This window comes from Streptomyces sp. BBFR25 (assembly GCF_044590125.1).
In the GTDB taxonomy this organism is placed as follows: Bacteria; Actinomycetota; Actinomycetes; order Streptomycetales; family Streptomycetaceae; genus Streptomyces; species Streptomyces canus_D.
Genome location: NZ_CP172447.1, coordinates 4927005 through 4951784 on the forward strand (window position 1 = coordinate 4927005; position 24780 = coordinate 4951784).

The following is a 24780-nucleotide window of genomic DNA, read 5'->3' on the forward strand; positions in this document are numbered from 1 at the left end:
GGGGGGCTCCGGATTCCTAGGGGGTCCCTGGGGAGGGACTCCGCAGTGAATGGGGTGCCTGGATGGTGCGGGCGGGACTGACCGCCCGTCAAGACCGCTATTCGGCCACGGTGTCACACATAGCGGAGGCCCTCCGGTCGGCCCCGTCGTGTCCGTGTCCGTGCCGTGCCCGTGTCGTGTCCGGCCGGTCCTAGTGGACGCAGAACTCGTTCCCCTCGGGATCCGTCATCAGCACCCACTCCCCGCCCTGCTCCTTCACGTGCCGCTGCACGCTCGCCCCCAGCGCCTGGAGCCGGGCGGCCTCCGCCTCCCGCCGGCCGTCCGGCGCGTGCACGTCGAGGTGGACCCGGTTCTTGACGGTCTTGGCCTCCGGCACGCGCTGGAACAGCAGCCGCCGTCCCAGTCCGGCCCCGCTCTCCTCCTGGAAGGGGTCGTCGGGGTGGCGTACCGCGGCCAGGTCCCGCCAGGCGCGGCGGCCGTGGGACTCGACGGTCAGCTCCGCGGGCACCGCCCCGAAGCCCAGCAGTTTCTCGATGAGCGCGCTGTTGTCCTCCACCTCGTAGTGGAGGGCCGCGGACCAGAAGTCCGCCTGGGCGTGCGGGTCGGCCGCGTCGATGACGATCTTGATGTGCAGGGGAGCGGGTCCTGAGGTCGATGTCATGCAACCACTTATAAGGCCGGGCGCCTCCGCTCGCCGGGAGACGCCGCACGAGGTGCCGTTACGGCTTCCCCGCCCTGGTGCCGTGCTGCTCGGGCACGTCGGTGGAACCCGGCACCGGGGTTCCGGAGGCCACCACCCCCGACTCGCGCGCGACGGCGTCCCCCTTGGTCGGCGGTACGCCCGCGCCCGCCCGGTCCAACTGCTCCCGCAGCGCCCGCGCGGTCCGGCGGGCCGTGCGCAGCGCGTCCCAGGTGAGCAGCGTCAGCGCCAGCCAGACCAGCCCGAAGCCCGCCCAGCGCTCGGGCGGCATGGCCTCGTGGAAGTACAGGACGCCGAGTGCGAACTGGAAGACCGGCGCCAGGTACTGCAGCAGCCCCAGCGTGGACAGCGGTACGCGGATCGCCGCCGCGCCGAAGCAGACCAGCGGGATCGCGGTGACGATGCCGGTCGCGGCGAGCAGGGCCGAGTGCCCGAGGCCCTCGGTGGTGAAGGTCGACTCGCCCTGGGACCCCAGCCACAGCAGATAACCGAGCGCCGGCAGGAACTGGATCGCCGTCTCCGCGGCCAGCGACTCGACGCCACCGAGGTTGACCTTCTTCTTCACCAGCCCGTAGGTGGCGAAGGAGAAGGCGAGGCAGAGCGAGATCCACGGCGGCTGGCCGTAGCCGACGGTGAGGACGAGCACGGCCGCGAAGCCGGTCCCGACCGCCGCCCACTGCGCGGGCCGCAGCCGCTCCTTGAGCAGCAGCACGCCCATCGCGATGGTGACCAGCGGGTTGATGAAGTACCCGAGCGAGGCCTCGACGACGTGGCCGCTGTTGACGGCCCAGATGTAGACGCCCCAGTTGACGGTGATGACCGCCGCGGCGACCGTGACCAGGGCGAGTTTGCGCGGCTGCCGCAGCAGCTCGCCGGCCCAGGCCCAGCGGCGTACGAAGAGCAGGGCGACGGCGACGAAGGCGAGGGACCACACCATCCGGTGGGCGAGGATCTCCCCGGCCCCGGCGGGCTTGAGCAGCGGCCAGAACAGCGGGACGAGGCCCCACATCCCGTACGCCGCGAAGCCGTTCAGCAGGCCTATTCGCTGCTCACTCCTGGACGACCCGGCCACGGGCACCTCCTTCTCGCACACGGCATGCCGGGGACGGGGGAGGCATGCCAGGACGAAGGTAGCGCCGCACCCGGCCGCCTGTCATGCCCGTATCGGAATACGGTCATGACAGGCGGCGTGGGGCCGGGGAGGGAGGGCGGAGGTCAGCCCTTGAGCGCGGCGGCGACGGCCTGGGCGAGCGGCGTCGTCGGGCGGCCCGCCAGTCGGGACAGGTCGCCGGTGGAGACGACCAGCTCGCCCTCGGCGATGGCGGCGTCCACGCCCGCGAGGACGCCCGCGAGCGGCCCGGGCAGCCCGGCGCCGGTCAGGATGCCGGTGTACTCCTCGAGGGAGACGGGCTTGTAGACGATCTCCTTGCCCGTCTGCCGGCTCAGCTCGGCGGCGTACTCGGCGAAGCTCCACGCCTCGTCGCCGCCCAGCTCGTACGCCTTGTTCTCGTGGCCCTCGCCGGTCAGTACGGCGACGGCGGCCGCCGCGTAGTCGGCGCGGGAGGCGGAGGAGATCCGGCCCTCGCCGGCCGCCTGCACCACGGCGCCGTGCTCCAGCACCGGGGCGAGCTGCTCGGTGTAGTTCTCGTGGTACCAGCCGTTGCGCAGCAGCACGTACGGCACGCCCGAGCCGACCAGCACCTCCTCGGTGGCGCGGTGGTCGTCGGCGAGCGCGGCCTTGAGGCTGCTGGGGGCGCTGGTGTAGGCGAGCAGGGCGACACCGGCCTCCTTCGCCGCGTCGATGACGACCGTGTGCTGCCCCACGCGGCCCTTGTCGAACTCGTTCCCGGAGATCAGCAGGACCCGGTCGCCGGCCGCGAACAGGCCGTCGAAGGTCTCGGGGGCGTTGTAGTCGGCGACCGCGAGCCGTACGCCGCGGGCGGCGAGGTCGGCGGCCTTGTCGCGGTCCCGGACGACGGCGGTGACCTGGTCGGCCGGCACCTTCTCCAACAGGTGCCGCACGACGTGGCGGCCGAGGTGTCCGGTGGCTCCGGTGACGACGATGCTCATGGCTTCAGTGCTCCTTGGGGGGTGTAGTGCCACTAACCCTAAGAGCTGCGCTAACTGAAAGATAGTGCCCACTTTGAAGTAAGGTACTCACCTCTGGGTAAGGCAGAGGGCCCGGACGCTTCCCGCCCGGGCCCTCGTGTGCTGTGAACGCCGGCCTGTCAGCCGACGACCGTCCAGGTATCGCTGCCCGCCAGCAGCGCGGCGAGGTCGCCCTTGCCGTCTCTCTCGACGGCGGTGTCCAGCTGGTCGGACATGAGCGTGTCGTAGACCGGCCGCTCGACGGAGCGCAGGACGCCGATGGGGGTGTGGTGCAGGGTGTCCGGGTCGGCGAGGCGGGAGAGCGCGAAGGCGGTGGTCGGGGACGCGGCGTGGGCGTCGTGGACCAGGATGTCCGCCTCGTTGTCCGCGGTGACGGCGACGACCTCCAGGTCACCGGTGCGCGGATCGCGTACGACGCCCTTGGCCCCGTCGGCGCCGAAGCGGATCGGCTGCCCGTGTTCCAGGCGGATCACCGCCTCCTCGGCCTGCTCCCGGTCCTTGAGGACGTCGAAGGCGCCGTCGTTGAAGATGTTGCAGTTCTGGTAGATCTCGACCAGGGCGGTGCCGGGGTGGTCGGCGGCCTGCCGCAGGACCTCGGTGAGGTGCTTGCGGTCCGAGTCCACGGTCCGGGCGACGAACGACGCCTCCGCGCCGAGGGCCAGCGAGACCGGGTTGAAGGGCGCGTCCAGCGACCCCATCGGCGTCGACTTGGTGATCTTGCCGACCTCGGAGGTCGGGGAGTACTGGCCCTTGGTCAGGCCGTAGATCCGGTTGTTGAACAGCAGGATCTTGAGGTTGACGTTGCGGCGCAGGGCGTGGATGAGGTGGTTGCCGCCGATGGAGAGCGCGTCGCCGTCACCGGTGACGACCCACACGCTCAGGTCGCGGCGCGAGGCGGCGAGGCCGGTGGCGATGGCGGGGGCGCGGCCGTGGATGGAGTGCATCCCGTACGTGTTCATGTAGTACGGGAAGCGGGAGGAGCAGCCGATGCCGGAGACGAAGACGATGTTCTCCTTCGCCAGGCCGAGCTGGGGCATGAAGCCCTGCACGGCGGCGAGGATGGCGTAGTCGCCGCAGCCGGGGCACCAGCGCACTTCCTGGTCGGACTTGAAGTCCTTCATGGACTGCTTGCCCTCGGCCCTGGGAACGAGCTGGAGCAGCGCGTTGGTGTCAGCCATCGATGGTCTCCTTCAGGACGGTGGCGAGCTGTTCCGCCTTGAACGGCATGCCGTTGACCTGGTTGTACGACTGGGCGTCGACCAGGTACTTCGCCCGGACCAGGGTGGCGAGCTGCCCGAGGTTCATCTCCGGGACCACCACCTTGTCGTACCGCTCCAGCACCGCGCCGAGGTTGGCCGGGAAGGGGTTGAGGTGGCGCAGGTGTGCCTGGGCGATCCGGCCGCCCTCCTTGCGGATCCGCCGCACCGCCGCCGTGATCGGCCCGTACGTCGAGCCCCAGCCCAGCACCAGCGTCCGCGCGCCGTCCGGGTCGTCGACCTCCAGGTCGGGAACCTCGATGCCGTCGACCTTGGCCTGCCGGGTGCGGACCATGAAGTCGTGGTTGGCCGGGTCGTAGGAGATGTTGCCGGTGCCGTCCTGCTTCTCGATGCCGCCGATCCGGTGCTCCAGACCCGGCGTGCCCGGCACCGCCCACGGACGGGCCAGGGTGTGCGGATCACGCTTGTAGGGCCAGAACACCTCGGTGCCGTCGTCCAGCGTGTGGTTCGGGCCCTGCGCGAACCGCACCGCCAGGTCGGGCAGCTCGTCCGGCTCGGGGACCCGCCACGGCTCGGAGCCGTTGGCCAGGTAGCCGTCGGACAGGAGGAAGACCGGCGTCCGGTACGTCAGCGCGATCCGCGCGGCCTCCAGGGCGGCGTCGAAGCAGTCGGCCGGGGTGCGCGGGGCGACGACCGGGACCGGCGCCTCGCCGTTGCGCCCGTACATCGCCTGCAGCAGGTCGGCCTGCTCCGTCTTGGTCGGCAGACCGGTCGACGGGCCGCCGCGCTGAATGTCCACCACCAGCAACGGCAGCTCCAGGCTCACCGCCAGCCCGATCGTCTCGCTCTTGAGCGCCACACCCGGACCGCTCGTCGTCGTCACCGCCAGCGACCCGCCGAAGGCCGCACCCAGCGCCGCGCCGATCCCGGCGATCTCGTCCTCGGCCTGGAACGTGCGCACCCCGAAGTTCTTGTGCCGGGACAGCTCGTGCAGGATGTCGGACGCCGGGGTGATCGGGTACGAGCCCAGGAACAGCGGCAGGTCCGCCTGCCGGGAGGCTGAGATCAGGCCGTAGGCCAGGGCCAGGTTCCCGGAGATGTTGCGGTAGGTGCCGGGCGGGAACGCCGTCGACGCCGGAGCGACCTCGTAGGAGACGGCGAAGTCCTCCGTGGTCTCACCGAAGTTCCAGCCCGCGCGGTAGGCCGCGATGTTGGCGGCGGCGATGTCCGGCTTCTTCGCGAACTTCGACTTCAGGAACTTCTCCGTGCCCTCGGTGGGCCGGTGGTACATCCACGACAGCAGCCCGAGCGCGAACATGTTCTTGCTGCGCTCGGCCTCCTTGCGGCTGAGGTCGAACTCCTTGAGCGCCTCGACGGTCAGCGTCGTCAACGGCACCGGATGCAGGTGGTACCCGTCGAGGGAGCCGTCCTCCAGCGGAGAGGTGTCGTAGCCGACCTTCTGCATCGCCCGCCGGGTGAACTCGTCCGTGTTGACGATGATCTCGGCGCCGCGTGGCAGATCGCCCACGTTCGCCTTCAGCGCGGCCGGGTTCATCGCCACCAGCACGTTGGGCGCGTCGCCCGGCGTGAGGATGTCGTGGTCGGCGAAGTGCAGCTGGAAGGACGAGACGCCCGGCAGGGTGCCGGCGGGTGCCCGGATCTCGGCCGGGAAGTTCGGCAGTGTCGACAGATCATTGCCGAACGACGCCGTCTCCGAGGTGAAACGGTCGCCGGTGAGCTGCATCCCGTCGCCCGAGTCACCCGCGAACCTGATGATCACTCGGTCCAGCCGGCGGACGTCCTTCGCCCCTGCCGGTTTGCGCTGCGCTCCCACGACGGTCTCGTCGGTACCGTCGGCCTGCTCCGCTGGGCTGCTGACCTGGCTGGTCACTTACTGGACCTCCCTAGGGACGGCTGTCCGGGGACTGGTCTCCCACCGACCGTCCCAGGATCAACCCTACGTCCGCACGCCATGACTTCCGGTGGACATTCGCATGATGGACACGACTTCGAGATGGCCCACAGCCCTGGAATCCCACGGCTTTCCCGCCCTCCGGCACCCTTGGGGACGCACCCCGCCCGCCCTCCGGTTTCTCATTCGTCCGGATGAGCGTCCGCGAGCGGAGCCCGGCCGGTGCTTGCGGGTTGCGGGCCGGTGATGTCAGGAGTCGAGATGGATGTCAGGAGTTGAGATAGGTGAGCACCGCGAGCACCCGGCGGTGATCACCGTCGCTCGGGGACAGCCCCAGCTTCATGAAGATGTTGCTGACGTGCTTCTCGACCGCCCCGTCGCTCACGACGAGCTGCCGGGCGATCGCCGAGTTCGTCCGGCCCTCTGCCATGAGCCCCAGCACCTCCCGCTCACGCGGGGTGAGCCCCGCCAGCACGTCCTGCTTGCGGCTGCGCCCGAGCAACTGCGCGACCACCTCCGGGTCCAGCGCCGTACCGCCCTGCGCCACGCGCACCACGGCGTCCACGAACTCCCGGACCTCGGCCACCCGGTCCTTCAGCAGATAGCCCACCCCCCGGCTGGAACCGGCCAGCAGCTCCGTCGCGTAACGCTCCTCCACGTACTGGGACAGCACCAGCACGCCGAGGCCGGGATGCGCCTTGCGCAGCCGCACCGAGGCCCGCACCCCCTCGTCGGTGTGCGTCGGCGGCATCCTCACGTCCGCCACCACGACGTCCGGCAGCTCGCCCTGAGCATCCAGCTCGGTGATGGTCTTGACCAGTGCCTCGCCGTCGCCGACCCCGGCCACGACGTCGTGCCCGCGGTCGGTCAACAACCGGGTCAGCCCCTCTCGGAGCAGCACTGAATCCTCGGCGATGACCACCCGCACCCTGTCCTCCACGATCTTCGGCCCCCCACAGCCCGTGCACCTGTACGGTCCGCGCGGCCCACGCCGCGTCCACGAACCGTCCGTGCGACGGGTCCAGCATTCCAGCATCCGGGGCCGGAAGCGCTCGGGCAACGGGAAGAGAACGGTAAGTCCTGGGTGTCAGTCCGGGTTCGGCCACCCGATGGCCGGTTCTCGATCACGCCGCGGGCCCGTGCGGCAAGGACCCGTGCGGCACGGGCCCTTGCCGCCGGGGTGGGCGCCGGGGCCGAAGGAGGCGCCGGGGCCATGGGGGCTCCGATGCCGGGGCGGCGCCGGGGGCCGGGGCGGCGTCGGCCCCCGGCCCCTGTCTCTGCCCGTGCCCCTGCCCGTGCCCGTGCGGAATCAGCCGGTGACCGGCTCGTTCCGCCACGGCAGCTCGGCCGTGATCCGCGTCGGCCCGCCGGCCGGCGAGTCCACCACGAGGATCCCGTCCACCGCGTCCAGCCGCTCCGCCAGACCGGCCAGCCCGGATCCGGCCGACGCCTGCGCGCCGCCCACGCCGTTGTCCACGACCTGGAGCATCAGCCGGTTCTCCACCCGCCACACCTCCACGGCGGCCCACGTGGCCCGCGCGTGCTTGCTTATGTTCTGGAGCAGCTCCGAGACGGTGAAGTAGGCGATGCCCTCGATCGCCGACGCCGGCCGCTCCGTCAGGTCGACCTCCACCCGCACCGGCACGGTGCAGCGCGAGGCGACCGAGGAGAGCGCCGCGTCCAGACCGCGGTCGGTCAGCACCGCGGGGTGGATGCCCCGAGCGAGGTCCCGCAGCTCCTGGAGCGCCGTCTTCACCTCGCCGTGTGCCTCGTCGACCATGACGGCCGCGGCCCGGGGGTCCTCCCTCAGCTTCTCCTTGGCCAGGCCCAGGTCCATGGCGAGGTTGACCAGGCGGGCCTGTGCCCCGTCGTGCAGGTCGCGCTCGATGCGCCGCAGGTCGGCCGCGGCCGTGTCGACCACGATGCCCCGGTCCGACTCCAGCTCCACGACCCGCGTCGCCAGCCGCGAGGGGCCGAGCAGGCCGTGCACCATGACCCGGTCCACCGTGGTCAGCGCCCGCACCAGCCACGGCGTCGCCAGCGTGAACAGCAGCCCTACCAGCGCGGTCACGGCGATCTCGAAGGGGTTGTCCAGATAGACCCGGTGCGTCTCGTCGCCGTACAGCTGGAGCCCGTCCTGCCCGGCGTACATCGGGAACACCCAGAACCACAGCGGGTACGTCAGCATCGCCCACCCGATCGCCCACACGTTCAGGGCGACGACGAACGAGAACACGGCCCACGGGAACTGCAGCACCGCGTACAGCAGGCTCCGCCACGAGGCGCCGCTCTTGAGTACGGCTCCCATCCAGCCCATCGCGCCCTGCTTCTTCAGCCGCAGCGGCTCCGGGTCGTCCACCCGCAGCCCCAGCAGGGCACGGGCCCGGGCCCGTTCCATCGCCCCGAAGCCCCTGCACCCGGCGAGCGCGGCCGCCAGCACCGGCACCCCCAGGAAGGTGACCAGCAGGCCCGCACCCAGCGACACCATCGTCACGGCGTACGTGAAGAGCAGGATGCCGACCGGCAGACCCACCAGCACATAGCCGAACTCCCGCCAGCTGCGCGCCTCGAACGGTGCCCGCAGTCCCGCCGGCAGCCGGTGGCGCCGCGTACCGGTGTCCCCGGGGAAGCCGGACCCGCTCCCGAGCCCGTAACCCTGTCCGTATTCCGTGGCCATCGGTGCCGTCCTTCTCCTCGTCGTCTGCGGCTGTGCTGTCGTACCTCCACCCTCCTCGGCCGCGCCGTCACGGCCAATGGAGCCCGTCGGCGTCTGGGGAGGGGGGTTTTCCCTACCTCCTGACGGCAGAGCCCGCCGCGCCGGCCTCCGTACGGTCGCGCCACGGCAGCTCGGCCGTGATCGTCGTCGGGCCGCCCTCCGGCGAGTCGACGACGAAGAGACCGTCCACGGCGGACAGCCGGTCCGCGAGCCCCTTCATCCCCGTACCGCCGTCGAGACTCGCGCCCCCGCGGCCGTTGTCCCCCACCTGTATGAGCAGTCGGTCGGACGACCGCCACACCTCCACGGAGGCCGAGCCGGCCCCGCTGTGCTTGCTGACGTTCTGGAGCAGCTCCGAGACCGTGAAGTAGGCGATGCCCTCGATGGCGGGCGCGGGGCGCTCCGTCAGGTCGACGGTCACCCTGACCGGCACGGTGCAGCGGGAGGCGACCGAGGAGAGCGCCGCGTCCAGACCGCGGTCGGTCAGGACGGCCGGATGGATCCCGCGAGCCAGGTCCCGCAACTCCTGCAGGGCCAGCTTCACCTCGCCGTGCGCCTCGTCGACCATGGCCGCCGCCGCGTCGGGGTCCTCCAGGAGCTTCTCCTTGGCCAGGCCCAGACCCATCGCGAGGTTGACCAGGCGGGCCTGTGCCCCGTCGTGCAGGTCGCGCTCGATGCGCCGCAGGTCGGCCGCGGCCGTGTCGACCACGACCCCACGGTCCGACTCCAGCTCGGCGATCCGCCGCTCCAGCTCGTCGGACGGGGACAGCAGCCCGCGCACCATGGCCCGGTCGACGTTGGCCAGGCCCCGCGCGATGAACGGCAGCACCGGCCACAGCACGAACAACGACGTCAACGTGACGACGAAGGTGGCCACGCCCCAGGGGAACCGGATGACGTCGTACAGAACCGTGCGCCAGCCCACCGGGTCCTTCAGGGACATCCACAGCTGTGTGAAGAAGCCGCGTCCGCTCCGCAGCGGCAGCGGGCTCGGCTCGTCCACCCGCACGCCGAGCAGCATCCGGGCCCGCCCGCGCTCCAGCTTGCCCAACTGCCGCGCGCCCAGCAGGCCGACGGCCAGCAGCGGGAGCCCGATCACCGTGACCGTCAGGCCGACACCGACGGACAGCATCGTCACGACGTACGTGAAGCCGAGCAGCGCCGCCGGGAGATTCGCCAGCAGGTGGGCGATCTCCTTCCAGGTGTGCCGGTCGTAGGCGAAACGGGCCGGCGGCAGCCGGTCACCGGCCGCTGCGCCGGTGGCCCCGGCGAGGCTGGATGTGGAGAGGCGTTCGGTCATACACGTCAGCGTGCCGTGCGGTGCGGCGCCGCGCCATGAGGTAGACCGCCGGGACGCACTGAGGAAAACCCCACCCCCGCGCCTCAAGGTGCGACGGGCTGCTTACCGTGGCTTTATCAGGCCCTAGACTCCCGTGCGTACAGATCGTCGAACAGCGGCGTTCACGACGTCCACGACAGGGAGCGAGGGGGCGCACGTGCCGGAACCGACCGTCGGCGACGCGACCGCCGGCGCCGTGACCACAGCTGATGCGACCGTCGGGCTCGCCGCGGACTACTTCCAGTCCTACTCGGTCGTCGGCCTGCTCGCCGTCGTGGGGGTGCTCTTCGTCGCCGTGGCCTTCGGCGCCGGACGGCTGCTGCGGCCGGTGGTCCCGACGCCCGAGAAGCTGCTCACGTACGAGTGCGGCGTCGACCCCGTGGGGGAGGGCTGGGCCCACACCCAGGTCCGCTACTACGTCTACGCGTTCCTCTACGTCATCTTCGCGGTCGACTCGATCTTCCTCTTCCCCTGGGCGACGGTCTTCGCCGACCCTGGTTACGGGGCCACGACCCTCGTGGAGATGTTCATCTTCCTCGGCTTCCTCGCCGTGGGTCTGTTGTACGCATACAAGAAGGGCGTCCTGTCATGGACGTGAACCCCGGTGATCCCGCACCCGTGCCGCTCCCCGAGCCCAAGCGGCTGGGCACGCTCGCACGCCTCGCCCCGGAGCCGATGAAGGTCGTCCTGAACTGGGGCCGCCGCTACTCGCTCTGGGTCTTCAACTTCGGCCTCGCCTGCTGCGCGATCGAGTTCATCGCCGCGTCGATGGCCCGCCACGACTTCATCCGGCTCGGCGTGATCCCGTTCGCGCCCGGCCCCCGCCAGGCCGACCTGATGGTCGTCTCGGGCACGGTGACCGACAAGATGGCGCCGGCCGTCAAGCGCCTGTACGAGCAGATGCCCGAGCCGAAGTACGTCATCTCCTTCGGCGCCTGCTCCAACTGCGGCGGCCCCTACTGGGACTCCTACTCCGTGACGAAGGGCGTCGACCAGATCATCCCCGTCGACGTCTACGTCCCCGGCTGCCCGCCGCGCCCCGAGGCGCTGCTCCAGGGGATCCTCAAGCTCCAGGAGAAGATCGCGCGGGAGTCGCTGGGGGAGCGGTACGGCACCTCGCCCCGGCCGTCGACGGCCGCGCTGCGGAGCGGACTGGTACGCCCGCCGGCCTCGGCGCCGGCTCCGGCCTCCGACGCCGGGGAGGGCCGATGACCACGGTCGGCTGGCTTCCCGCCGACGCCGAGGAACTCTTCGGTCCGGACGCCACGGCGGCGGAGTCGTACGACCTCCTGACCGTCGACGTGCCGCCCACGTCCTGGATCACCGCCCTGGAGACGGCGCGTGACCGGCTCGGCTGCACGTACTTCGACTGGCTGAGCGCGGTCGACGAGCCAGGCACCGGGTTTCGCGTCGCGGCGCATGTCGTGGCGCTGGGACCGGTCCGCAGACTGCTGCTGCGTACGACCGTCCCGCACGACGCCCCGGCGCTGCCCACCGCCGTCGCGGTGTACGCGGGTGCGGCCTGGCACGAGCGCGAGACTCACGAGATGTTCGGTGTCGTCTTCGAGGACCACCCCGGGCTGGACCACCTGCTCCTGCCGGAGGGCTTCGAGGGCCACCCGCTGCGCAAGGACTTCGTCCTAGCCGCCCGCGTCGCCAAGGCCTGGCCCGGGGCCAAGGAGCCCGGCGAGTCCGATCACGGCGGTCCCCGTCGCCGCCAGATGCTGCCGCCGGGCGTCCCCGATCCCAACGAGTGGGGTCCGCTGAAGGGCCAGCTGCCTCCCGCTCCGGCGCGCCCGGCACGGGGCGCGGGGCGCGCGGCCGGGGAGCGCCCGGTCCGCGGGGCGGGCGAACGCCCCGCCCGCCGCACCCGTACGGCCGCCGAGGGCTCGGTCGGCCAGGCGGCTCCCGACACCGAGGCCCCGGCCGCGCCGCGTCGTTCCCGTACGGCGGCCGAGGGCTCGGTCGGCCAGACTTCCCCGGCCGGTGAACCGGCGGCCGCACCGGCACCGCGGCGGTCGCGCAGCGCGAGCCAGGGTTCCGCCTCCCAGCGAGCGGCCGGTCCGACGGACGGCCCCACCGCCGACACGGCTGCCGGGCAGCAGGACGACGCGGGCGCGGTGAGCCCCCGGCGCACCCGGAGCGCGTCGCAGGGCTCGGCGAGTCAGCGAGAGGCTTCCGACGCCGGGCAGCCGGACGCCGCGGGTCCCGGCAGCGGCACCCGGGACGGCGGCGCCACCGGCACCGCCGCCTCGCCCACCGAGGAACCGGCTCCGAAGCCGACGCCCTCGGCACCGCGCAGCTCGGACGCCCCGTGGCATCACGCCCGACCGGCCTTCGACGAGCCTGCCACCGCCGAGGAGCCGAGGGCCTCCGAAGAGTCACCGAACGCTCCCGATGACGAGTCAGCGGCTCCGCACGAGTCAGCGGCTCCGCACGAACCGGAAGCCTCCCGCGAGCCGGAAGCTCCCCAGGAGCCCGACGCCCCCGCCCCCGATGACACCGACACCCCGCCCGACCCGCCGAACTCCCCAGGAGGCCCGCAGTGAACGACGCGCTCGACGTCACCCTGCGCCTGCTGGTCGTCTTCGTTGTCTTTCTCGCGTTCCCCCTGATCGTCGGCCAGACCGAGCACAAGGTGATGGCCCACATGCAGGGCCGCCTGGGCCCGATGTACGCGGGTGGCTTCCACGGCTGGGCCCAGCTCGTCGCGGACGGTGTGAAGTTCGCGCAGAAGGAGGACGTGGTCCCCGCCGACGCGGACCGCCGCATCTTCCAGCTCGCCCCGGCCGTGGCCCTGCTGCCGTACCTTCTGGTCCTCCTGGCCATCCCGGTCGGGCCCGGAGAGGGCGCGGTCGGCCAGGTCGTCGACGCGGGCGTCTTCTTCGTCCTCGCCGTCATGGGCGTGGGCGTCCTCGGCTCGCTCATGGCCGGCTGGTCCTCCGCGAACAAGTTCTCCCTCCTCGGCGGCCTGCGTACCGCCGCCCAGCTCCTCGCGTACGAACTCCCGATGCTGCTGACCGCGGCCTCCGTGGCCATGGCGGCCGGCACGGTCTCCCTCGTCGGCATCCTCGACGCCTTCGAGTGGTGGTGGCTGCCCTGGCAGATCGTCGGCGCGATCGTCTTCTTCGTCGCCGGGCTGGCCGAACTGCAGCGGCCCCCGTTCGACATGCCGGTCGCCGACTCGGAGATCATCTTCGGCGCCTACACCGAGTACACCGGCCTGCGCTTCGCCCTGTTTCTCCTCGCCGAGTACGCCGGAATCGTCGTCCTGTGCGGTCTGACCACCGTCCTCTTCCTGGGCGGCTGGCACGGCCCGTGGGGCGCCGACGGCCTGGGCTGGGTGTGGACCCTGCTCAAGGCGGCCGTCCTCGCCTTCGTCGTGATCTGGCTGCGCGTCACCTACCCGCGGCTGCGCGAGGACCAGCTCCAGAAACTGTCCTGGACGCTCCTCGTCCCCCTCTCCCTCGCCCAGATCGCCCTCACCGGCATCGTCAAGGTGGTGATCGCGTAATGGCCCCCGTCCCCGGCAGCGGCCTGGCCAAGGGCCTGGCCGTCACCCTGCGCACGATGACGAGGAAGACCGTCACCGAGCAGTACCCGGAGGCCCAGCCCGAACTGCCGCCCCGTACCCGCGGTGTGATCGGCCTGTTCGAGGAGAACTGCACGGTCTGCATGCTGTGCGCCCGCGAGTGCCCCGACTGGTGCATCTACATCGACTCCCACAAGGAGACGGTCCCGGCGGCCACCCCCGGCGGACGCGACCGCAGCCGCAACGTCCTCGACCGTTTCGCCATCGACTTCTCCCTGTGCATGTACTGCGGTATCTGCATCGAGGTCTGTCCTTTCGACGCCCTGTTCTGGTCCCCGGAGTTCGAGTACGCCGAGACCGACATCCGCGACCTCACCCACGAGCGGGACAAGCTCCGCGAGTGGATGTGGACCGTGCCGGCCCCGCCCGCCCTCGACCCCGGTGCGGAGGAGCCCAAAGAACTCGCCGCCGCCCGCAAGGCCGCCGACAAGCTGGCCGCGCAGCCGCGGACGGACCGGCCCGGGCAGGAGGACCAGAAGTGACCCTCGCCGCCGCATCCCACGGCTTCCTGTCCCCGACCGGCGTGGAGATCGCCTTCCTCCTCGTCGGCCTGGTCACCCTCGGGGCCGCCGTCATCACCGTCACCACCCGCCAGCTCGTCCACGCCGCCCTGTGGCTCGTGGTGGCCCTGGGCGGCCTCGCCGTCGAATACCTGCTGCTCACCGCCGAGTTCATCGCCTGGGTCCAGGTCCTCATCTACGTCGGTGCCGTCGTCGTCCTCATCCTGTTCGGGCTGATGCTCACCAGGGCGCCCATCGGCCGGTCCCCGGACGCCGACTCCGGCAACCGATGGGCCGCGCTCACCGTGGCCGCGGCCTCCGCGGCGGCCCTGGTGTGGGTCGTCGTCGACGCCTTCCGCACCACCTGGATCGACCTGGACGGCCCGGCCGCCGGCTCCACCGCCGTCACCGGAGCGAGCCTGTTCCAGAACTGGGTGCTCCCCTTCGAGGCACTCTCGGTCCTCCTCCTCGCCGCCCTGGTCGGCGCCATCGTCCTGTCCCGCAAGGCCAAGGCGGCCCAAGCGGGCGAAGCGTCCCGGCCCGGCACCGCTCAGCCAGAAAACCCCCAGCCCGGCACCTCCCGGACGGACGGTGCCCGCTGATGCACCTCGCCTATCCCGCCGTCCTCTCCGCCCTCCTCTTCTGCACGGGCCTCTACGGCGTCCTCGCGCGCCGCAACGCGATCCTGGTCCTGATGTCGGTCGAGCTGATGCTCAACGCCGTCAACCTCAACCTGGTCGCCTTCGACGTCTGGCTGAGCAGGGCCGCGGAGGAGACCCTGCACTCCGGCCAGGCCCTGACCCTGTTCACCATCGCCATCGCGGCCGCCGAAATCGGCATCGGCCTGGCGATCGTCCTCGCCGTCCACCGCAACCGCGGCACCTCGGACATCGACAAGCTCCGCGACACCGCCGAGGGCCACGAGCCCGACGGCACCGACACCCCCGCGACCGGGACGGCCGCCGAGAAGGCTGAGGCCACCGCGTGACCACGACCACCCTCGCCGTACTCGTCCCCCTCCTGCCCTTCCTCGGGGCGGCCGCCGGTCTCCTGCTGGGCCGGTCGGCGCCCGGGTTCGTCCGCCCCCTCGCCGTCCTGCCGACACTGGCCGCCCTCGTCCTCGCCGTACTCGTGGCGGCCGGTCAGGGCGGCGGCCGGGCCGTCGACGCCGTCACGGAGCTGACACCCACCGGTTCGGTCCCGGTCGAACTCGCCCTGCACATCGACGGCTTCGCCGCCCTCGTCGCCATCCTGGTCGGCACCGTCGCCACCTGCGTGCAGATCTACTCGACGGGCTATCTGCGCGACGACCCGCGCTACCCCTCGTACGCCGCTCTCGTCTCCCTGTTCACCTCCGCGATGTTCCTCGTCGTGTACTCGGGCGACCTGATGGTGCTGCTGGTCGGCTGGGAGGTCATGGGCATCTGCTCCTACTTCCTGGTCGGCCACTATTGGGAGACGCCGGAGGCGCGGTCCGCCTCCCTCAAGGCCTTCCTGGTGACCAAGCTCGGCGACGTCCCCTTCCTGATCGGTCTGCTGGCGCTGGCCACCGAGGCCGGCTCCTTCCGCATCACCAAGATCCTCGGCGCACTCGCGAGCGGCTCGCTCGACCACCCGACGCTGATCGCCCTGCTGCTCCTGGCCGGAGTGGCGGGCAAGTCGGCGCAGTTCCCCCTGCACACCTGGCTCCCCGACGCGATGGCGGGCCCGACGCCCGTCTCCGCGCTGATCCACGCCGCGACGATGGTCGCTGCCGGTGTGTACTTCGTCGCCCGGCTCCTCCCGCTCTTCGAGGCCTCGCGGGCCGCGATGGTCGTCCTCGCCGTCATGGCCGCCGTCACGATGGTCGGCTCCGCGCTCGCCGCCCTCGCCCAGGACGACATCAAACGCGTCCTGGCCTACTCGACGATCGGACAGCTCGGCTACATGACCGGCGCCCTCGCCACCGGCGACCGGGGTGCCGCCGTCTTCCACCTCCTCACGCACGGCGCCTTCAAGGCGCTCCTGTTCCTCGCCGCCGGTGTGATCATCCACGCCGCCGGCACCAACTCGCTGGCCGCCATGTCCCGCATGCGGGGCCTGCGCGACCGCGTCCCGGACGCCTACTGGACGATGACCGTGGCCCTGCTCGCCCTCGCCGCGATCCCGCCCTTCAGCGGCTTCTTCTCCAAGGAGTCCGTCCTCGGCGCCGCGGAGCACGTGGCCACCGGCCACACCGAGCACGCACCCGGCGCTGCGGGCTGGACCGTGCTCGTCGCCGGACTGATCACGGCCCTGCTCACCGCCGCCTACGCGACCCGCCTGTGGCTGCTGGCCTTCCGCGGCCGAGGCGCCGAGGCCCCCGACCACGGCAGGCAGCCGGTGGTCATGAACGCCGTGCTCTGGGTGCTCGCCCTCCCCTCACTCGCCCTGGGCGGACTCGCCTTCCGACTCCTGCCCGACTGGTTCGACGGCCACGACCTCACCCCGACTCTCACCACCTCCGTGCTCGGCACGGGAGTGGCACTGGTGGGCGGCATCGTCACCTACGCCGCCTGGCGGCACACCTCGGCGCTCGCGGCCCGCACTCCGCTGGGCGCCGTCGCGGCCCACCCCGAGGGCGACGCCGCCCTGGTGGAGTCCGAGGCCATCGCCGCCCACCGGCCCGCCTACGGAGACCTCGCCTCCGCACCCGACCCCTCGGATCCGGGACGACTCCTGCTGGGCCCGGTGCACCGGCACGCGGCCGTCGGCTTCCACCTGGACGCGGTGTACACCACCCTCTTCGTCCGCCCGGTCCGGGCAGGCGCGAGCCTCGTCCGGTTCCTGGACCGCGAGGTCGTCGACACCTACGTACGTGCGGCGGGCGGGCTGCCCCGCCTGCTCGGGACCGCCGTACGGCGTGCCCAGACCGGCAATGTGCAGACCTATGTGAGCGCGCTGCTCGCCGGCACCGTCGTCCTCGCGGTCGCCGCCGTCCTCGTCGCCACGGGAGCGTGAGCAGGCGTGATCGATATCAACGAGTCCGTGATGCAGGTCCTTCTCGCGTTCATCGTCGTCGGCCCGCTCCTGGGTGCCGCCGCCGCCCTCCTGCCGGCCCCGCCCGGGCTGAAGGGGAAGTCACCCGAGCAGGCCGTACTCCGGCACGGCGTCACCGTCACCGGCGCGGTCCTCCTCGCCGCGGTCGTCCTCGTGCTCGGCTTCGACCACGACCATCCGTCGAAGATGCAGGCCAGCACGGACATCAGCTGGATCCCCGCACTCGACGTGCGCATCCACCTCGGCATCGACGGCATCTCCCTCCCCCTGCTGGTCCTGACCGCGCTGCTGATCTTCCTCTGCGCGCTCTACTCGTACTTCAAGACACCTTCCGGCCCGAGCCCGAAGGCGTTCGTCGCGCTGCTGCTCGTCCTGGAGTCCGGCACCCTCGCGACCTTCGCCGTCCTCGACCTGGTCCTGTTCTTCCTCGCCTTCGAGACGGTCCTCATCCCGATGTACTTCCTCATCGCCCGCTGGGGCGGCGAGGGACGGGCCGGAGCCGCCTGGAAATTCATCCTCTTCACGCTCCTCGGCTCCGTCGTCATGCTGCTCGGCCTGCTCCTGATCGGAATCACGGCGGGCACATTCGACATGGTGGCACTCGCCACTGACAACGGCCGCTCGCTGACCACATCCGTGCAGGTCATCGCCGTTCTGTCGATCGGTATCGGGCTCGCGGTCAAGACCCCGATGTGGCCGCTGCACAGCTGGCTGCCCGACGCCCACACCGCCGCGCCGACCGTCGGCTCGGTCCTGCTGGCCGGTGTCCTGCTGAAGATGGGCACGTACGGTTTCGTGCGGATTCTGCTCCCGGTCGCGCCGGAGGGCTTCCGCACCTTCGCGCCCTACCTCGCCGCCTTCGCCGTCGTCGGCATCATCTACGGCTCCCTGGCCTGCCTGGCACTCGCCAGAAGAGGCGCGCAGGGCGATCTCAAGCGCCTCATCGCCTACTCCTCCGTCGGCCACATGGGCTTCGTCCTGCTCGGCGTCGCGACCATGACCCCGACCGGCGTGAACGGCGCCCTCTTCGCCAACATCGCCCACGGCCTCATCACCGGCCTGCTCTTCTTCGTGGTCGGCGCGCTCAAGGACCGCACCGGGACCACCGACCTCGACGCCCTCGCCGAGGAGTCCGGTCACGCCCTGTACGGCAAGGCGCCGCGCCTGGGCGGACTGCTCGCCTTCGCCGCGGTCGCCTCGCTCGGCCTGCCGGGCCTGGCCGGGTTCTGGGGCGAGATGCTCGCCCTGTTCGGCGCCTTCGACCCGCACGACGACCTCAGCCGCCCCGCCTTCCTCACCTTCATGGCCATCGCCGCCTTCGGGACCCTGCTGACCGCCGCGTACATGCTGATCGTGGTCCGCCGCGTCTGCATGGGCGCCGTACCCCAGGACGCCCCGCAGCCGAGGCTCGCCGACGTGCGCACCTACGAGTTCGCCGCCTGGACGCCGCTCGTCGCCCTCACCGTCGTCGCCGGTCTGTGGCCCAGGACCCTCCTCGGGCTGACCGACCCGGCCGTGCAGCAGCTCCTCTCAGGAGGCACCCGATGAGCTCCCCGGCCCAGCCCTTCGCCGAGGCGGCCCTGGCGCAGCCGCTCGCCCAGAACCTCGTCCAGTCCGTCGACTGGCTCGCCATCGCGCCGCCCACCATCACGGCGGTGGTGGGACTCGTCGTCCTCGTCACCGACCTGTTCGTCAAGGACGCCCGCAAGTCCCTGCTCGGCTGGATCTCGGTCGCCGGACTCGCCGCCTCCGCCCTCATGCTGCTGCCCCTGGTGAACGACGACCGCTCGACGTTCTGCCTGGCGGGCGAGCCCGGCGTGTGCAGCTACACCGCGGACACCTTCACCCTCGCCATCCAGTTCCTGGTCCTCGGCGGTGCCCTGCTCACCGCCCTTCTGTCCGTCACCGCGGTCAAGGACGCCGACCGGGGACTGCCCGAGGGCGAGTTCTGGTTCCTGCTGCTCTCCTCAGCGGCCGGCGCCGCCCTCCTGCCCGCCTCCCGCGACCTCGCCACCCTGATCGTCGCCCTGGAGGTCGCCTCCCTGCCCGCCTTCGCCCTCGTCGGCCTCCGGCAGGGCGACCGCAGGTCCTCCGAAGCGGCCCTGAAGTTCTTCCTCTCCTCGGTCACCGCGACCGCGGTCAGCCTCATGGGCATCAGCTTCGTGTACGCCACCACCGGCACCCTCTACCTCACCCAGGTGGCCGACCGCATCCAGCACGTCGACGGACAGTTCACGACCCTCGCCCAGACCGGCGTCGTCCTCACCCTCGTCGGCTTCGCCTTCAAGACGGCGGCCGTCCCCTTCCACTTCTGGGTGCCCGACACCTACGTGGGCGCCCCGCTGCCGATCGCGGCCTACCTGTCCGTGATCGGCAAGGCGGTCGGCTTCACCGGCCTCATCCTGGTCACGGTCGTCGCCCTGCCTTCCTACGCGGACGTCTGGGGCCCCGCGCTCGCCGCACTGGCCGCGCTCACCATGACCGTCGGCAACGTCGGCGCCCTGCGGCAGCAGGCCACGCGCGCGTACAGCGCGGTACGCCTGCTCGCCTGGTCGTCCGTCGGCCAGGCGGGGTACCTCCTGGTGCCGATCGCCGCCGCCGCGTACTCCGACGACCCCGAACGCTCGATCGGCTCCACCGTCGCCTACGCCCTCATGTACGCCGCGGTGAACCTCGGCGCCTTCGCGGTGGCCGCGCTGGTGGGCCGCACGAGGGCCCTCAACCGCGTCGCGGACTACCGCGGCCTGTACGCGTCCAACCCCCTCACCGCCCTGCTCCTCGCGTTCTTCCTGCTCTGCCTGGCCGGGCTGCCGCCCGGCGTCATCGGCCTCTTCGCCAAGGTCACGGTGTTCACGGCAGCCGTCGACGCCGGGCTCGGCTGGCTGGCCGTCGTCATGGCCGTCAACGTCGCGATCGCGCTCTTCTACTACCTCCAATGGACGGCTCTGCTGTTCCGGGCGCCCGATGAGGCGCCCGCCGGCCACCGTGTCCCCGGCCCCCTCACGGCCGCGATCACCGCGACCGCGGTCCTCGCCGTCGCCCTCTCCGGAGCACCCCAGCTGATCCTGCGCTTCGCCGACACCGGGCTCTTCTGAACGCACCCGCCCGGACACGCGCGCGTGCGGCACCCGGCTCCACGCGCGCGTGCCGCTCGTCGCGGGCGTCACCCGTACGGACCACACGTGCCGCGCCGGGCGCCGGGGAACTGGTGGCCCTCGCCTGGCGTTGACCAGTACGGAAGGGTCCACTGGACGTGTCACCCACGGCACCGGTGGCACCGGAGACCAGGAAGCAACCACAGCGAGCGAGACCAGCAAGCAAAGGGTTCCCCTGCTGCACCACTTGGAGGGCGTACCGTGCACCGCCGGCACAACGGGCTCAGGACCGCAGTACTCCTCGGGGGACTGTCCGCGCTCATCATCGTCATCGGCAGCTTCTTCGGCCGAGCGGGGCTCGTCGTCGCCGTCCTCGTCGCCCTGGGCACCAACGCGTACGCGTACTGGAACAGCGACAAACTCGCACTCCGCGCCATGCGCGCCCGCCCGGTCAGCGAGTTCGAGGCGCCGGCGCTGTACCGCATGGTCCGCGACCTCTCCACCCAGGCCCGCCAGCCGATGCCCCGCCTCTACATCTCCCCGACGGAGGCACCGAACGCCTTCGCGACCGGCCGCAACCCGCGCAACGCGGCCGTGTGCTGCACCGAGGGCATCATGCGCCTGCTCGACGAGCGCGAACTGCGCGGCGTCATCGGGCACGAACTCAGCCACGTCTACAACCGCGACATCCTCATCTCCTCCGTCGCGGGCGCCCTCGCCTCGGTGATCATGTTCCTGGTCAACTTCGCCTGGCTGATCCCCGTGGGACGGTCCAACGACGACGACGGCCCCGGTCTGCTGGGCATGCTCCTCATCATGCTGCTCGGACCGCTCGCCGCCACCGTCATCCAACTGGCGATCAGCCGATCCCGGGAGTACGAGGCCGACGCCTCCGGAGCCCAGCTGACCGGCGACCCGCTGGCCCTGGCCAGTGCCCTGCGCAAACTGGAACTCGGCACCAAGCAGCTTCCGCTGCCGCCGGAGCCCCGGCTCGAGACCGCCAGCCACATGATGATCGCCAATCCCTTCCGGCCGGGGCAGGGACTCTCGAAGATCTTCTCCACCCACCCGCCGATGGCGGAGCGAATCGCCCGGCTCGAAAAGATGGCAGGTCGTCAGCAGTGAAGACCATCCTGAACGTCATTTGGCTCGTGCTCAGCGGCTTCTGGCTGTTCCTCGGCTACCTGCTGGCGGGCGCGCTGCTCTGCATCACGATCATCGGTATCCCCTTCGGCATCGCGGCCTTCCGCATCGGCGTCTACGCCCTGTGGCCCTTCGGGTACACAGCGGTAGAACGCCGCGACGCCGGAGCACCCTCCTGCGTCGGGAACGTGCTGTGGCTCGTCCTCGCCGGGTGGTGGCTGGCGCTCGGCCACATCGTCACCGGTATCGCGCTGTGCGTCACGATCATCGGCATTCCGCTCGGCATCGCCAACTTCAAGCTGATCCCCGTCTCGCTGCTCCCGCTGGGGCGCGAGATCGTACGCACGGACCAGCCGTTCACGGCTGCGGCAACGTCGCAGCGGACCGGATGGTAAACGGATATTCGCAGGCCATCTCGGCCCCCGTTGTCCACAGCTTCCGGGTTGTCCACAGGCCCGCCCGGATGTCAGTGGCGGCCTGCATGATGAATCCATGACCGAGAACGAGCAGTTGCTGGAACGGGTGGCCGCCAAAGCGCGGAACACCCGCCCGTGGGGCTGGGCTTCCCTGCCGGCGCCCGTGGACGGTGCGACGTCGGCCCGTGCCGAGGCCGCCCTGGGCTTTCCTCTCCCCACACTGCTCGGCGAGCTGTACCTGCGCATAGGAGACGGCGGATTCGGGCCCGAGTACGGCTTGTTGCCCCTGCTCGACAGCCCGCCGTCGAGCGAGCCCGCCGCCGTCGCCCAGTACCTCGCCAACCGCGACAGCGGTGCGAAGGACCCCGACTGGCCCTGGCCCGAGGGAGTCCTGCCCATATCCCACTGGGGTTGCGCGATGTACGCGTGCGTCGACTGCCGCTCCCCGCAGGCCACCGTCCTCCTCTTCGAGCCCAACGCCGGTGACGCCGACCATGCCTGGTACGTCGACGCCCCGAGCCTCGCCGACTGGCTGCACGCCTGGGTCGAGGGCACGGGCTGGTACGAGGAGACCCACGAAGGCCCGGAACCGCCCCCCTGGGGCGACTTCCCCATACGTACGGGCAGAGGCCCCGTGACGTCGGACACGCCGCCCGCACCGGCGTCCTGAGGGGAGACCGGCCGAGCCCCTCCCGCCGTCTACCGCGGGACTTGCTGCCCCCGCACCCCGTACGCCACCACTCCCACTGCCAGCACGCCCACCCCCACGACGACCGACAGCGCCGGGAGCGAGAACGCGAGCAGCACACAGCCGACCAGTCCCAGCGCCGGTACGACCCGCGACACCCGCGAAGGGTCGAGCGTCCAGGCCGACGAGTTGGCCACGGCGTAGTACACCAGCACACCGAAGGAGGAGAAGCCGATCGCCCCACGCACGTCCACCGTCGCCGCCAGGACCGCGACCACCGCGCCCACGGCCAGCTCCGCCCGGTGCGGCACCTGGAAACGCGGATGCACCGCGGCCAGCGCCCGGGGCAGATGACGGTCCCGGGCCATGGCCAGCGTCGTCCGGGAAACGCCAAGGATCAGCGCCAGCAGGGAGCCCAGCGCGGCCACGGCGGCACCCACCCGCACGACCGGCGCCAGCGCCGGCACACCGGCCGCCCGTACCGCGTCGGCCAGGGGCGCCGTCGCCTGCCCCAGACCGGCCGGGCCCAGCACGGAAAGGACAGCCACCGCCACACACCCGTACACCGCCAGGGTGAGCCCCAGCGCCAGCGGGATCGCGCGCGGAATGGTGCGCCGCGGATCCCGCACCTCCTCACCGAGGGTCGCGACGCGCGCGTACCCCGCGAACGCGAAGAACAGCAGGCCGGCCGCCTGCAGGACTCCGCCGACGCCGCCCGACAGGCCGATGTCCAGCCGCCCGGCGTCGGCCCGCCCCGACCCGAGAGAGACCACCACCACGGAAGCGAGGACAGCGAGGACCAGTGCCACGACGACCCGCGTCAGCCAGGCGGACTTCTGGACCCCGCCGTAGTTCACCGCGGTCAGCGCCACCACGGCGGCGACCGCCACCGCATGCGCCTGCTCCGGCCAGACGTACGCGCCCACGGTGAGCGCCATGGCGGCACAGGAAGCCGTCTTCCCGACGACGAACGCCCAGCCCGCGAGATAGCCCCAGAACTCCCCGAGCCGCTCACGCCCGTAGACGTAGGTGCCACCCGAGGCCGGATACCGGGCGGCCAGCCGGGCCGACGACAGGGCATTGCAGTAGGCGACGACGGCTGCCACGGCGAGGGCGAGGAGCAGCCCCGAGCCGGCGGCGCGCGCCGCCGGTGCCAGGGCGACGAAGACCCCGGCACCGATCATGGAGCCGAGCCCCACGACGACGGCGTCGCCCAGACCAAGGGTGCGACGCAGCCCCGAACCCGCAGGTGTCATGCGTCGCACCCTACTGATCGGCGCAACCACCCGATGCGATCGGAACGTCCCCTTCCTCAAGAGGACATGAACACCGCGCGGAGGAACGGCCCGCAGCACTGGCACGGTGTGGGCACAGAGAGAAAGGGCAGGGTCACGGCATGACCGTCATCAGCTGGATCATCCTCGGACTGCTGGCCGGAGCCATAGCCAAGTTCCTGCTGCCGGGCCGCGACCCCGGAGGGCTCATCGGCACCACCCTCATCGGCATCGCGGGCGCTTTCATCGGCGGCTGGATATCGGCCCGCTGGCTCGACCACCCGATCAGCAAGGACTTCTACGACGGCACCACCTGGGCGGCGGCGATCGGCGGTTCGCTGGTGCTCCTGGTCGCCTACCGGCTCCTGTTCGGCAACTCGCGCGACTGAACGCGCGCGGACCGAACGACGAAGGGTGGGCACCGTCGTGGTGCCCACCCTTTGTCGTCCCGGTTCAGCAGGTCACCGGTAGTTGACGAACTGCAGCGCGAAGTCGAAGTCCTGGCCCTTCAGCAGAGCGATCACGGTCTGCAGGTCGTCCCGGCTCTTCGAGGAGACCCGCAGCTCCTCGCCCTGCACCTGGGCCTTCACACCCTTGGGGCCCTCGTCGCGGATGAGCTTGGCCACCTTCTTCGCGTTCTCCTGGGAGATGCCCTCCTCGATCGACGCGAAGATCTTGTACTCCTTGCCGGAGAGCTGCGGCTCGCCCGCGTCCAGAGCCTTGAGCGAGATACCGCGCTTGATCAGCTTGGACTGGAAGACATCGAGGACCGCGGTCACCCGGTCCTCGGAGTTGGCCTCCATGAGGATCTTCTCCCCGGACCACGAGATCGAGGCGCCCACGCCCTTGAAGTCGTAACGCTGCGAGATCTCCTTGGCGGCCTGGTTGAGGGCGTTGTCGACCTCCTGCCGCTCGACCTTCGAGACGATGTCGAAACTGGAGTCGGCCATGTCCTGTGGCTCCTTGTATCTGGGTGCGTGTCGGGCCGCGTGTCGGGTCCGTACCGGCATACGTCGGCGGCCGCCGGGCCCGCCAGGGTCCTCGGCCGCATCCGGACAAGC

24 protein-coding genes are annotated in these 24780 nt (G+C 71.3%); 14 read left to right on the top strand and 10 right to left on the bottom strand.

Annotation, left to right across the window (positions count from 1 at the left end; translation table 11 throughout):
- Window positions 1-190: 190 nt before the first annotated feature.
- From ACGH52_RS22535 to ACGH52_RS22570, 8 genes are all read right to left on the bottom strand, one after another.
- A complete protein-coding gene (locus ACGH52_RS22535; RefSeq protein WP_059299963.1) occupies window positions 191-661 on the bottom strand; it encodes a VOC family protein in 471 nt (156 codons plus the stop codon).
- Between the two features lie 58 nt (window positions 662-719).
- A complete protein-coding gene (gene rarD, locus ACGH52_RS22540) occupies window positions 720-1772 on the bottom strand; it encodes an EamA family transporter RarD (RefSeq protein WP_121701092.1) in 1053 nt (350 codons plus the stop codon).
- Between the two features lie 143 nt (window positions 1773-1915).
- The gene (locus tag ACGH52_RS22545; RefSeq protein WP_399941861.1) at window positions 1916-2770 is read right to left on the bottom strand and encodes an SDR family oxidoreductase; all 855 of its coding nucleotides are present in this window, start codon (window positions 2768-2770) and stop codon (window positions 1916-1918) included.
- Between the two features lie 158 nt (window positions 2771-2928).
- The gene (locus ACGH52_RS22550; protein WP_399941864.1) at window positions 2929-3987 is read right to left on the bottom strand and encodes a 2-oxoacid:ferredoxin oxidoreductase subunit beta; all 1059 of its coding nucleotides are present in this window, start codon (window positions 3985-3987) and stop codon (window positions 2929-2931) included.
- Window positions 3980-5917 carry a 2-oxoacid:acceptor oxidoreductase subunit alpha gene (locus ACGH52_RS22555; RefSeq protein WP_076975792.1) on the bottom strand — a complete coding sequence of 646 codons (1938 nt, stop codon included), beginning with the start codon at window positions 5915-5917 and terminating at the stop codon, window positions 3980-3982. Before ACGH52_RS22555 ends, ACGH52_RS22550 begins: the two co-directional genes overlap by 8 nt.
- A 289-nt stretch (window positions 5918-6206) precedes the next feature.
- Window positions 6207-6866, bottom strand: coding sequence for a response regulator transcription factor (locus tag ACGH52_RS22560; protein WP_290439860.1), 660 nt, complete (start codon window positions 6864-6866; stop codon window positions 6207-6209).
- A gap of 381 nt (window positions 6867-7247) precedes the next feature.
- Window positions 7248-8615 carry a sensor histidine kinase gene (locus ACGH52_RS22565; protein WP_210974161.1) on the bottom strand — a complete coding sequence of 456 codons (1368 nt, stop codon included), beginning with the start codon at window positions 8613-8615 and terminating at the stop codon, window positions 7248-7250.
- A gap of 112 nt (window positions 8616-8727) precedes the next feature.
- A complete protein-coding gene (locus ACGH52_RS22570; protein WP_399941868.1) occupies window positions 8728-9954 on the bottom strand; it encodes a sensor histidine kinase in 1227 nt (408 codons plus the stop codon).
- Between the two features lie 196 nt (window positions 9955-10150).
- Between ACGH52_RS22570 and ACGH52_RS22575 the strand changes: the two genes are divergently transcribed.
- From ACGH52_RS22575 to ACGH52_RS22635, 13 genes are all read left to right on the top strand, one after another.
- Complete coding sequence (locus ACGH52_RS22575; protein WP_059299971.1) at window positions 10151-10591, top strand: NADH-quinone oxidoreductase subunit A; 441 nt, start codon at window positions 10151-10153, stop codon at window positions 10589-10591.
- A complete protein-coding gene (locus ACGH52_RS22580) occupies window positions 10582-11205 on the top strand; it encodes an NADH-quinone oxidoreductase subunit B (RefSeq protein WP_059299972.1) in 624 nt (207 codons plus the stop codon). Before ACGH52_RS22575 ends, ACGH52_RS22580 begins: the two co-directional genes overlap by 10 nt.
- Window positions 11202-12542 carry an NADH-quinone oxidoreductase subunit C gene (locus tag ACGH52_RS22585; RefSeq protein ID WP_399941873.1) on the top strand — a complete coding sequence of 447 codons (1341 nt, stop codon included), beginning with the start codon at window positions 11202-11204 and terminating at the stop codon, window positions 12540-12542. The genes ACGH52_RS22580 and ACGH52_RS22585 overlap by 4 nt, the downstream gene beginning before the upstream one ends.
- The gene (locus ACGH52_RS22590) at window positions 12539-13507 is read left to right on the top strand and encodes a complex I subunit 1 family protein (protein WP_003974345.1); all 969 of its coding nucleotides are present in this window, start codon (window positions 12539-12541) and stop codon (window positions 13505-13507) included. The genes ACGH52_RS22585 and ACGH52_RS22590 overlap by 4 nt, the downstream gene beginning before the upstream one ends.
- Window positions 13507-14067 carry an NADH-quinone oxidoreductase subunit I gene (locus ACGH52_RS22595; protein WP_121701794.1) on the top strand — a complete coding sequence of 187 codons (561 nt, stop codon included), beginning with the start codon at window positions 13507-13509 and terminating at the stop codon, window positions 14065-14067. Before ACGH52_RS22590 ends, ACGH52_RS22595 begins: the two co-directional genes overlap by 1 nt.
- On the top strand, window positions 14064-14687 hold the full coding sequence (locus ACGH52_RS22600) for an NADH-quinone oxidoreductase subunit J (protein WP_308293437.1): 624 nt from the start codon (window positions 14064-14066) through the stop codon (window positions 14685-14687). The genes ACGH52_RS22595 and ACGH52_RS22600 overlap by 4 nt, the downstream gene beginning before the upstream one ends.
- Window positions 14687-15073, top strand: a complete 387-nt coding sequence (gene nuoK, locus ACGH52_RS22605; protein WP_059299977.1) for an NADH-quinone oxidoreductase subunit NuoK — start codon at window positions 14687-14689, stop codon at window positions 15071-15073. Before ACGH52_RS22600 ends, nuoK begins: the two co-directional genes overlap by 1 nt.
- Window positions 15070-17064, top strand: coding sequence for an NADH-quinone oxidoreductase subunit L (locus tag ACGH52_RS22610; RefSeq protein WP_399941877.1), 1995 nt, complete (start codon window positions 15070-15072; stop codon window positions 17062-17064). The genes nuoK and ACGH52_RS22610 overlap by 4 nt, the downstream gene beginning before the upstream one ends.
- A 6-nt stretch (window positions 17065-17070) precedes the next feature.
- Window positions 17071-18651 carry an NADH-quinone oxidoreductase subunit M gene (locus ACGH52_RS22615; RefSeq protein ID WP_399941880.1) on the top strand — a complete coding sequence of 527 codons (1581 nt, stop codon included), beginning with the start codon at window positions 17071-17073 and terminating at the stop codon, window positions 18649-18651.
- The gene (locus tag ACGH52_RS22620; protein ID WP_399941883.1) at window positions 18648-20198 is read left to right on the top strand and encodes an NADH-quinone oxidoreductase subunit N; all 1551 of its coding nucleotides are present in this window, start codon (window positions 18648-18650) and stop codon (window positions 20196-20198) included. The genes ACGH52_RS22615 and ACGH52_RS22620 overlap by 4 nt, the downstream gene beginning before the upstream one ends.
- 261 nt (window positions 20199-20459) lie before the next feature.
- Window positions 20460-21323, top strand: coding sequence for a zinc metalloprotease HtpX (gene htpX / locus ACGH52_RS22625; protein WP_399941886.1), 864 nt, complete (start codon window positions 20460-20462; stop codon window positions 21321-21323).
- Window positions 21320-21736 (top strand): YccF domain-containing protein, encoded by a 417-nt coding sequence (locus ACGH52_RS22630; protein ID WP_059299982.1) that lies wholly within the window; start codon window positions 21320-21322, stop codon window positions 21734-21736. The genes htpX and ACGH52_RS22630 overlap by 4 nt, the downstream gene beginning before the upstream one ends.
- A 97-nt stretch (window positions 21737-21833) precedes the next feature.
- On the top strand, window positions 21834-22427 hold the full coding sequence (locus tag ACGH52_RS22635) for an SMI1/KNR4 family protein (RefSeq protein WP_121701790.1): 594 nt from the start codon (window positions 21834-21836) through the stop codon (window positions 22425-22427).
- 29 nt (window positions 22428-22456) lie between these two features.
- Here the strand turns inward: ACGH52_RS22635 and ACGH52_RS22640 are convergent, their stop codons facing one another.
- A complete protein-coding gene (locus tag ACGH52_RS22640) occupies window positions 22457-23701 on the bottom strand; it encodes an APC family permease (RefSeq protein ID WP_399941890.1) in 1245 nt (414 codons plus the stop codon).
- 140 nt (window positions 23702-23841) lie between these two features.
- Here ACGH52_RS22640 and ACGH52_RS22645 point away from each other — a divergent pair, with 140 nt between their 5' ends.
- Window positions 23842-24108, top strand: a complete 267-nt coding sequence (locus tag ACGH52_RS22645; RefSeq protein WP_059299985.1) for a GlsB/YeaQ/YmgE family stress response membrane protein — start codon at window positions 23842-23844, stop codon at window positions 24106-24108.
- A gap of 72 nt (window positions 24109-24180) precedes the next feature.
- On the opposite strand, the gene ACGH52_RS22650 is transcribed toward ACGH52_RS22645, so the two are convergent.
- A complete protein-coding gene (locus tag ACGH52_RS22650) occupies window positions 24181-24669 on the bottom strand; it encodes a YajQ family cyclic di-GMP-binding protein (protein WP_059299986.1) in 489 nt (162 codons plus the stop codon).
- Window positions 24670-24780: the final 111 nt, after the last annotated feature.

What these genes read in the sequence shown, in the direction of transcription:
- ACGH52_RS22550 (WP_399941864.1), bottom strand. Translation starts at nt 3,987, where the DNA reads ATGGCTGACACCAACGCGCTGCTCCAGCTCGTTCCCAGGGCCGAGGGC.
- ACGH52_RS22595 (WP_121701794.1), top strand. Translation starts at nt 13,507, where the DNA reads ATGGCCCCCGTCCCCGGCAGCGGCCTGGCCAAGGGCCTGGCCGTCACC.
- ACGH52_RS22650 (WP_059299986.1), bottom strand. Translation starts at nt 24,669, where the DNA reads ATGGCCGACTCCAGTTTCGACATCGTCTCGAAGGTCGAGCGGCAGGAG.
- ACGH52_RS22580 (WP_059299972.1), top strand. Translation starts at nt 10,582, where the DNA reads ATGGACGTGAACCCCGGTGATCCCGCACCCGTGCCGCTCCCCGAGCCC.
- ACGH52_RS22645 (WP_059299985.1), top strand. Translation starts at nt 23,842, where the DNA reads ATGACCGTCATCAGCTGGATCATCCTCGGACTGCTGGCCGGAGCCATA.
- nuoK (WP_059299977.1), top strand. Translation starts at nt 14,687, where the DNA reads ATGCACCTCGCCTATCCCGCCGTCCTCTCCGCCCTCCTCTTCTGCACG.
- ACGH52_RS22570 (WP_399941868.1), bottom strand. Translation starts at nt 9,954, where the DNA reads ATGACCGAACGCCTCTCCACATCCAGCCTCGCCGGGGCCACCGGCGCA.
- ACGH52_RS22585 (WP_399941873.1), top strand. Translation starts at nt 11,202, where the DNA reads ATGACCACGGTCGGCTGGCTTCCCGCCGACGCCGAGGAACTCTTCGGT.
- ACGH52_RS22535 (WP_059299963.1), bottom strand. Translation starts at nt 661, where the DNA reads ATGACATCGACCTCAGGACCCGCTCCCCTGCACATCAAGATCGTCATC.
- ACGH52_RS22635 (WP_121701790.1), top strand. Translation starts at nt 21,834, where the DNA reads ATGACCGAGAACGAGCAGTTGCTGGAACGGGTGGCCGCCAAAGCGCGG.
- ACGH52_RS22565 (WP_210974161.1), bottom strand. Translation starts at nt 8,615, where the DNA reads ATGGCCACGGAATACGGACAGGGTTACGGGCTCGGGAGCGGGTCCGGC.
- ACGH52_RS22640 (WP_399941890.1), bottom strand. Translation starts at nt 23,701, where the DNA reads ATGACACCTGCGGGTTCGGGGCTGCGTCGCACCCTTGGTCTGGGCGAC.
- ACGH52_RS22620 (WP_399941883.1), top strand. Translation starts at nt 18,648, where the DNA reads ATGAGCTCCCCGGCCCAGCCCTTCGCCGAGGCGGCCCTGGCGCAGCCG.
- ACGH52_RS22545 (WP_399941861.1), bottom strand. Translation starts at nt 2,770, where the DNA reads ATGAGCATCGTCGTCACCGGAGCCACCGGACACCTCGGCCGCCACGTC.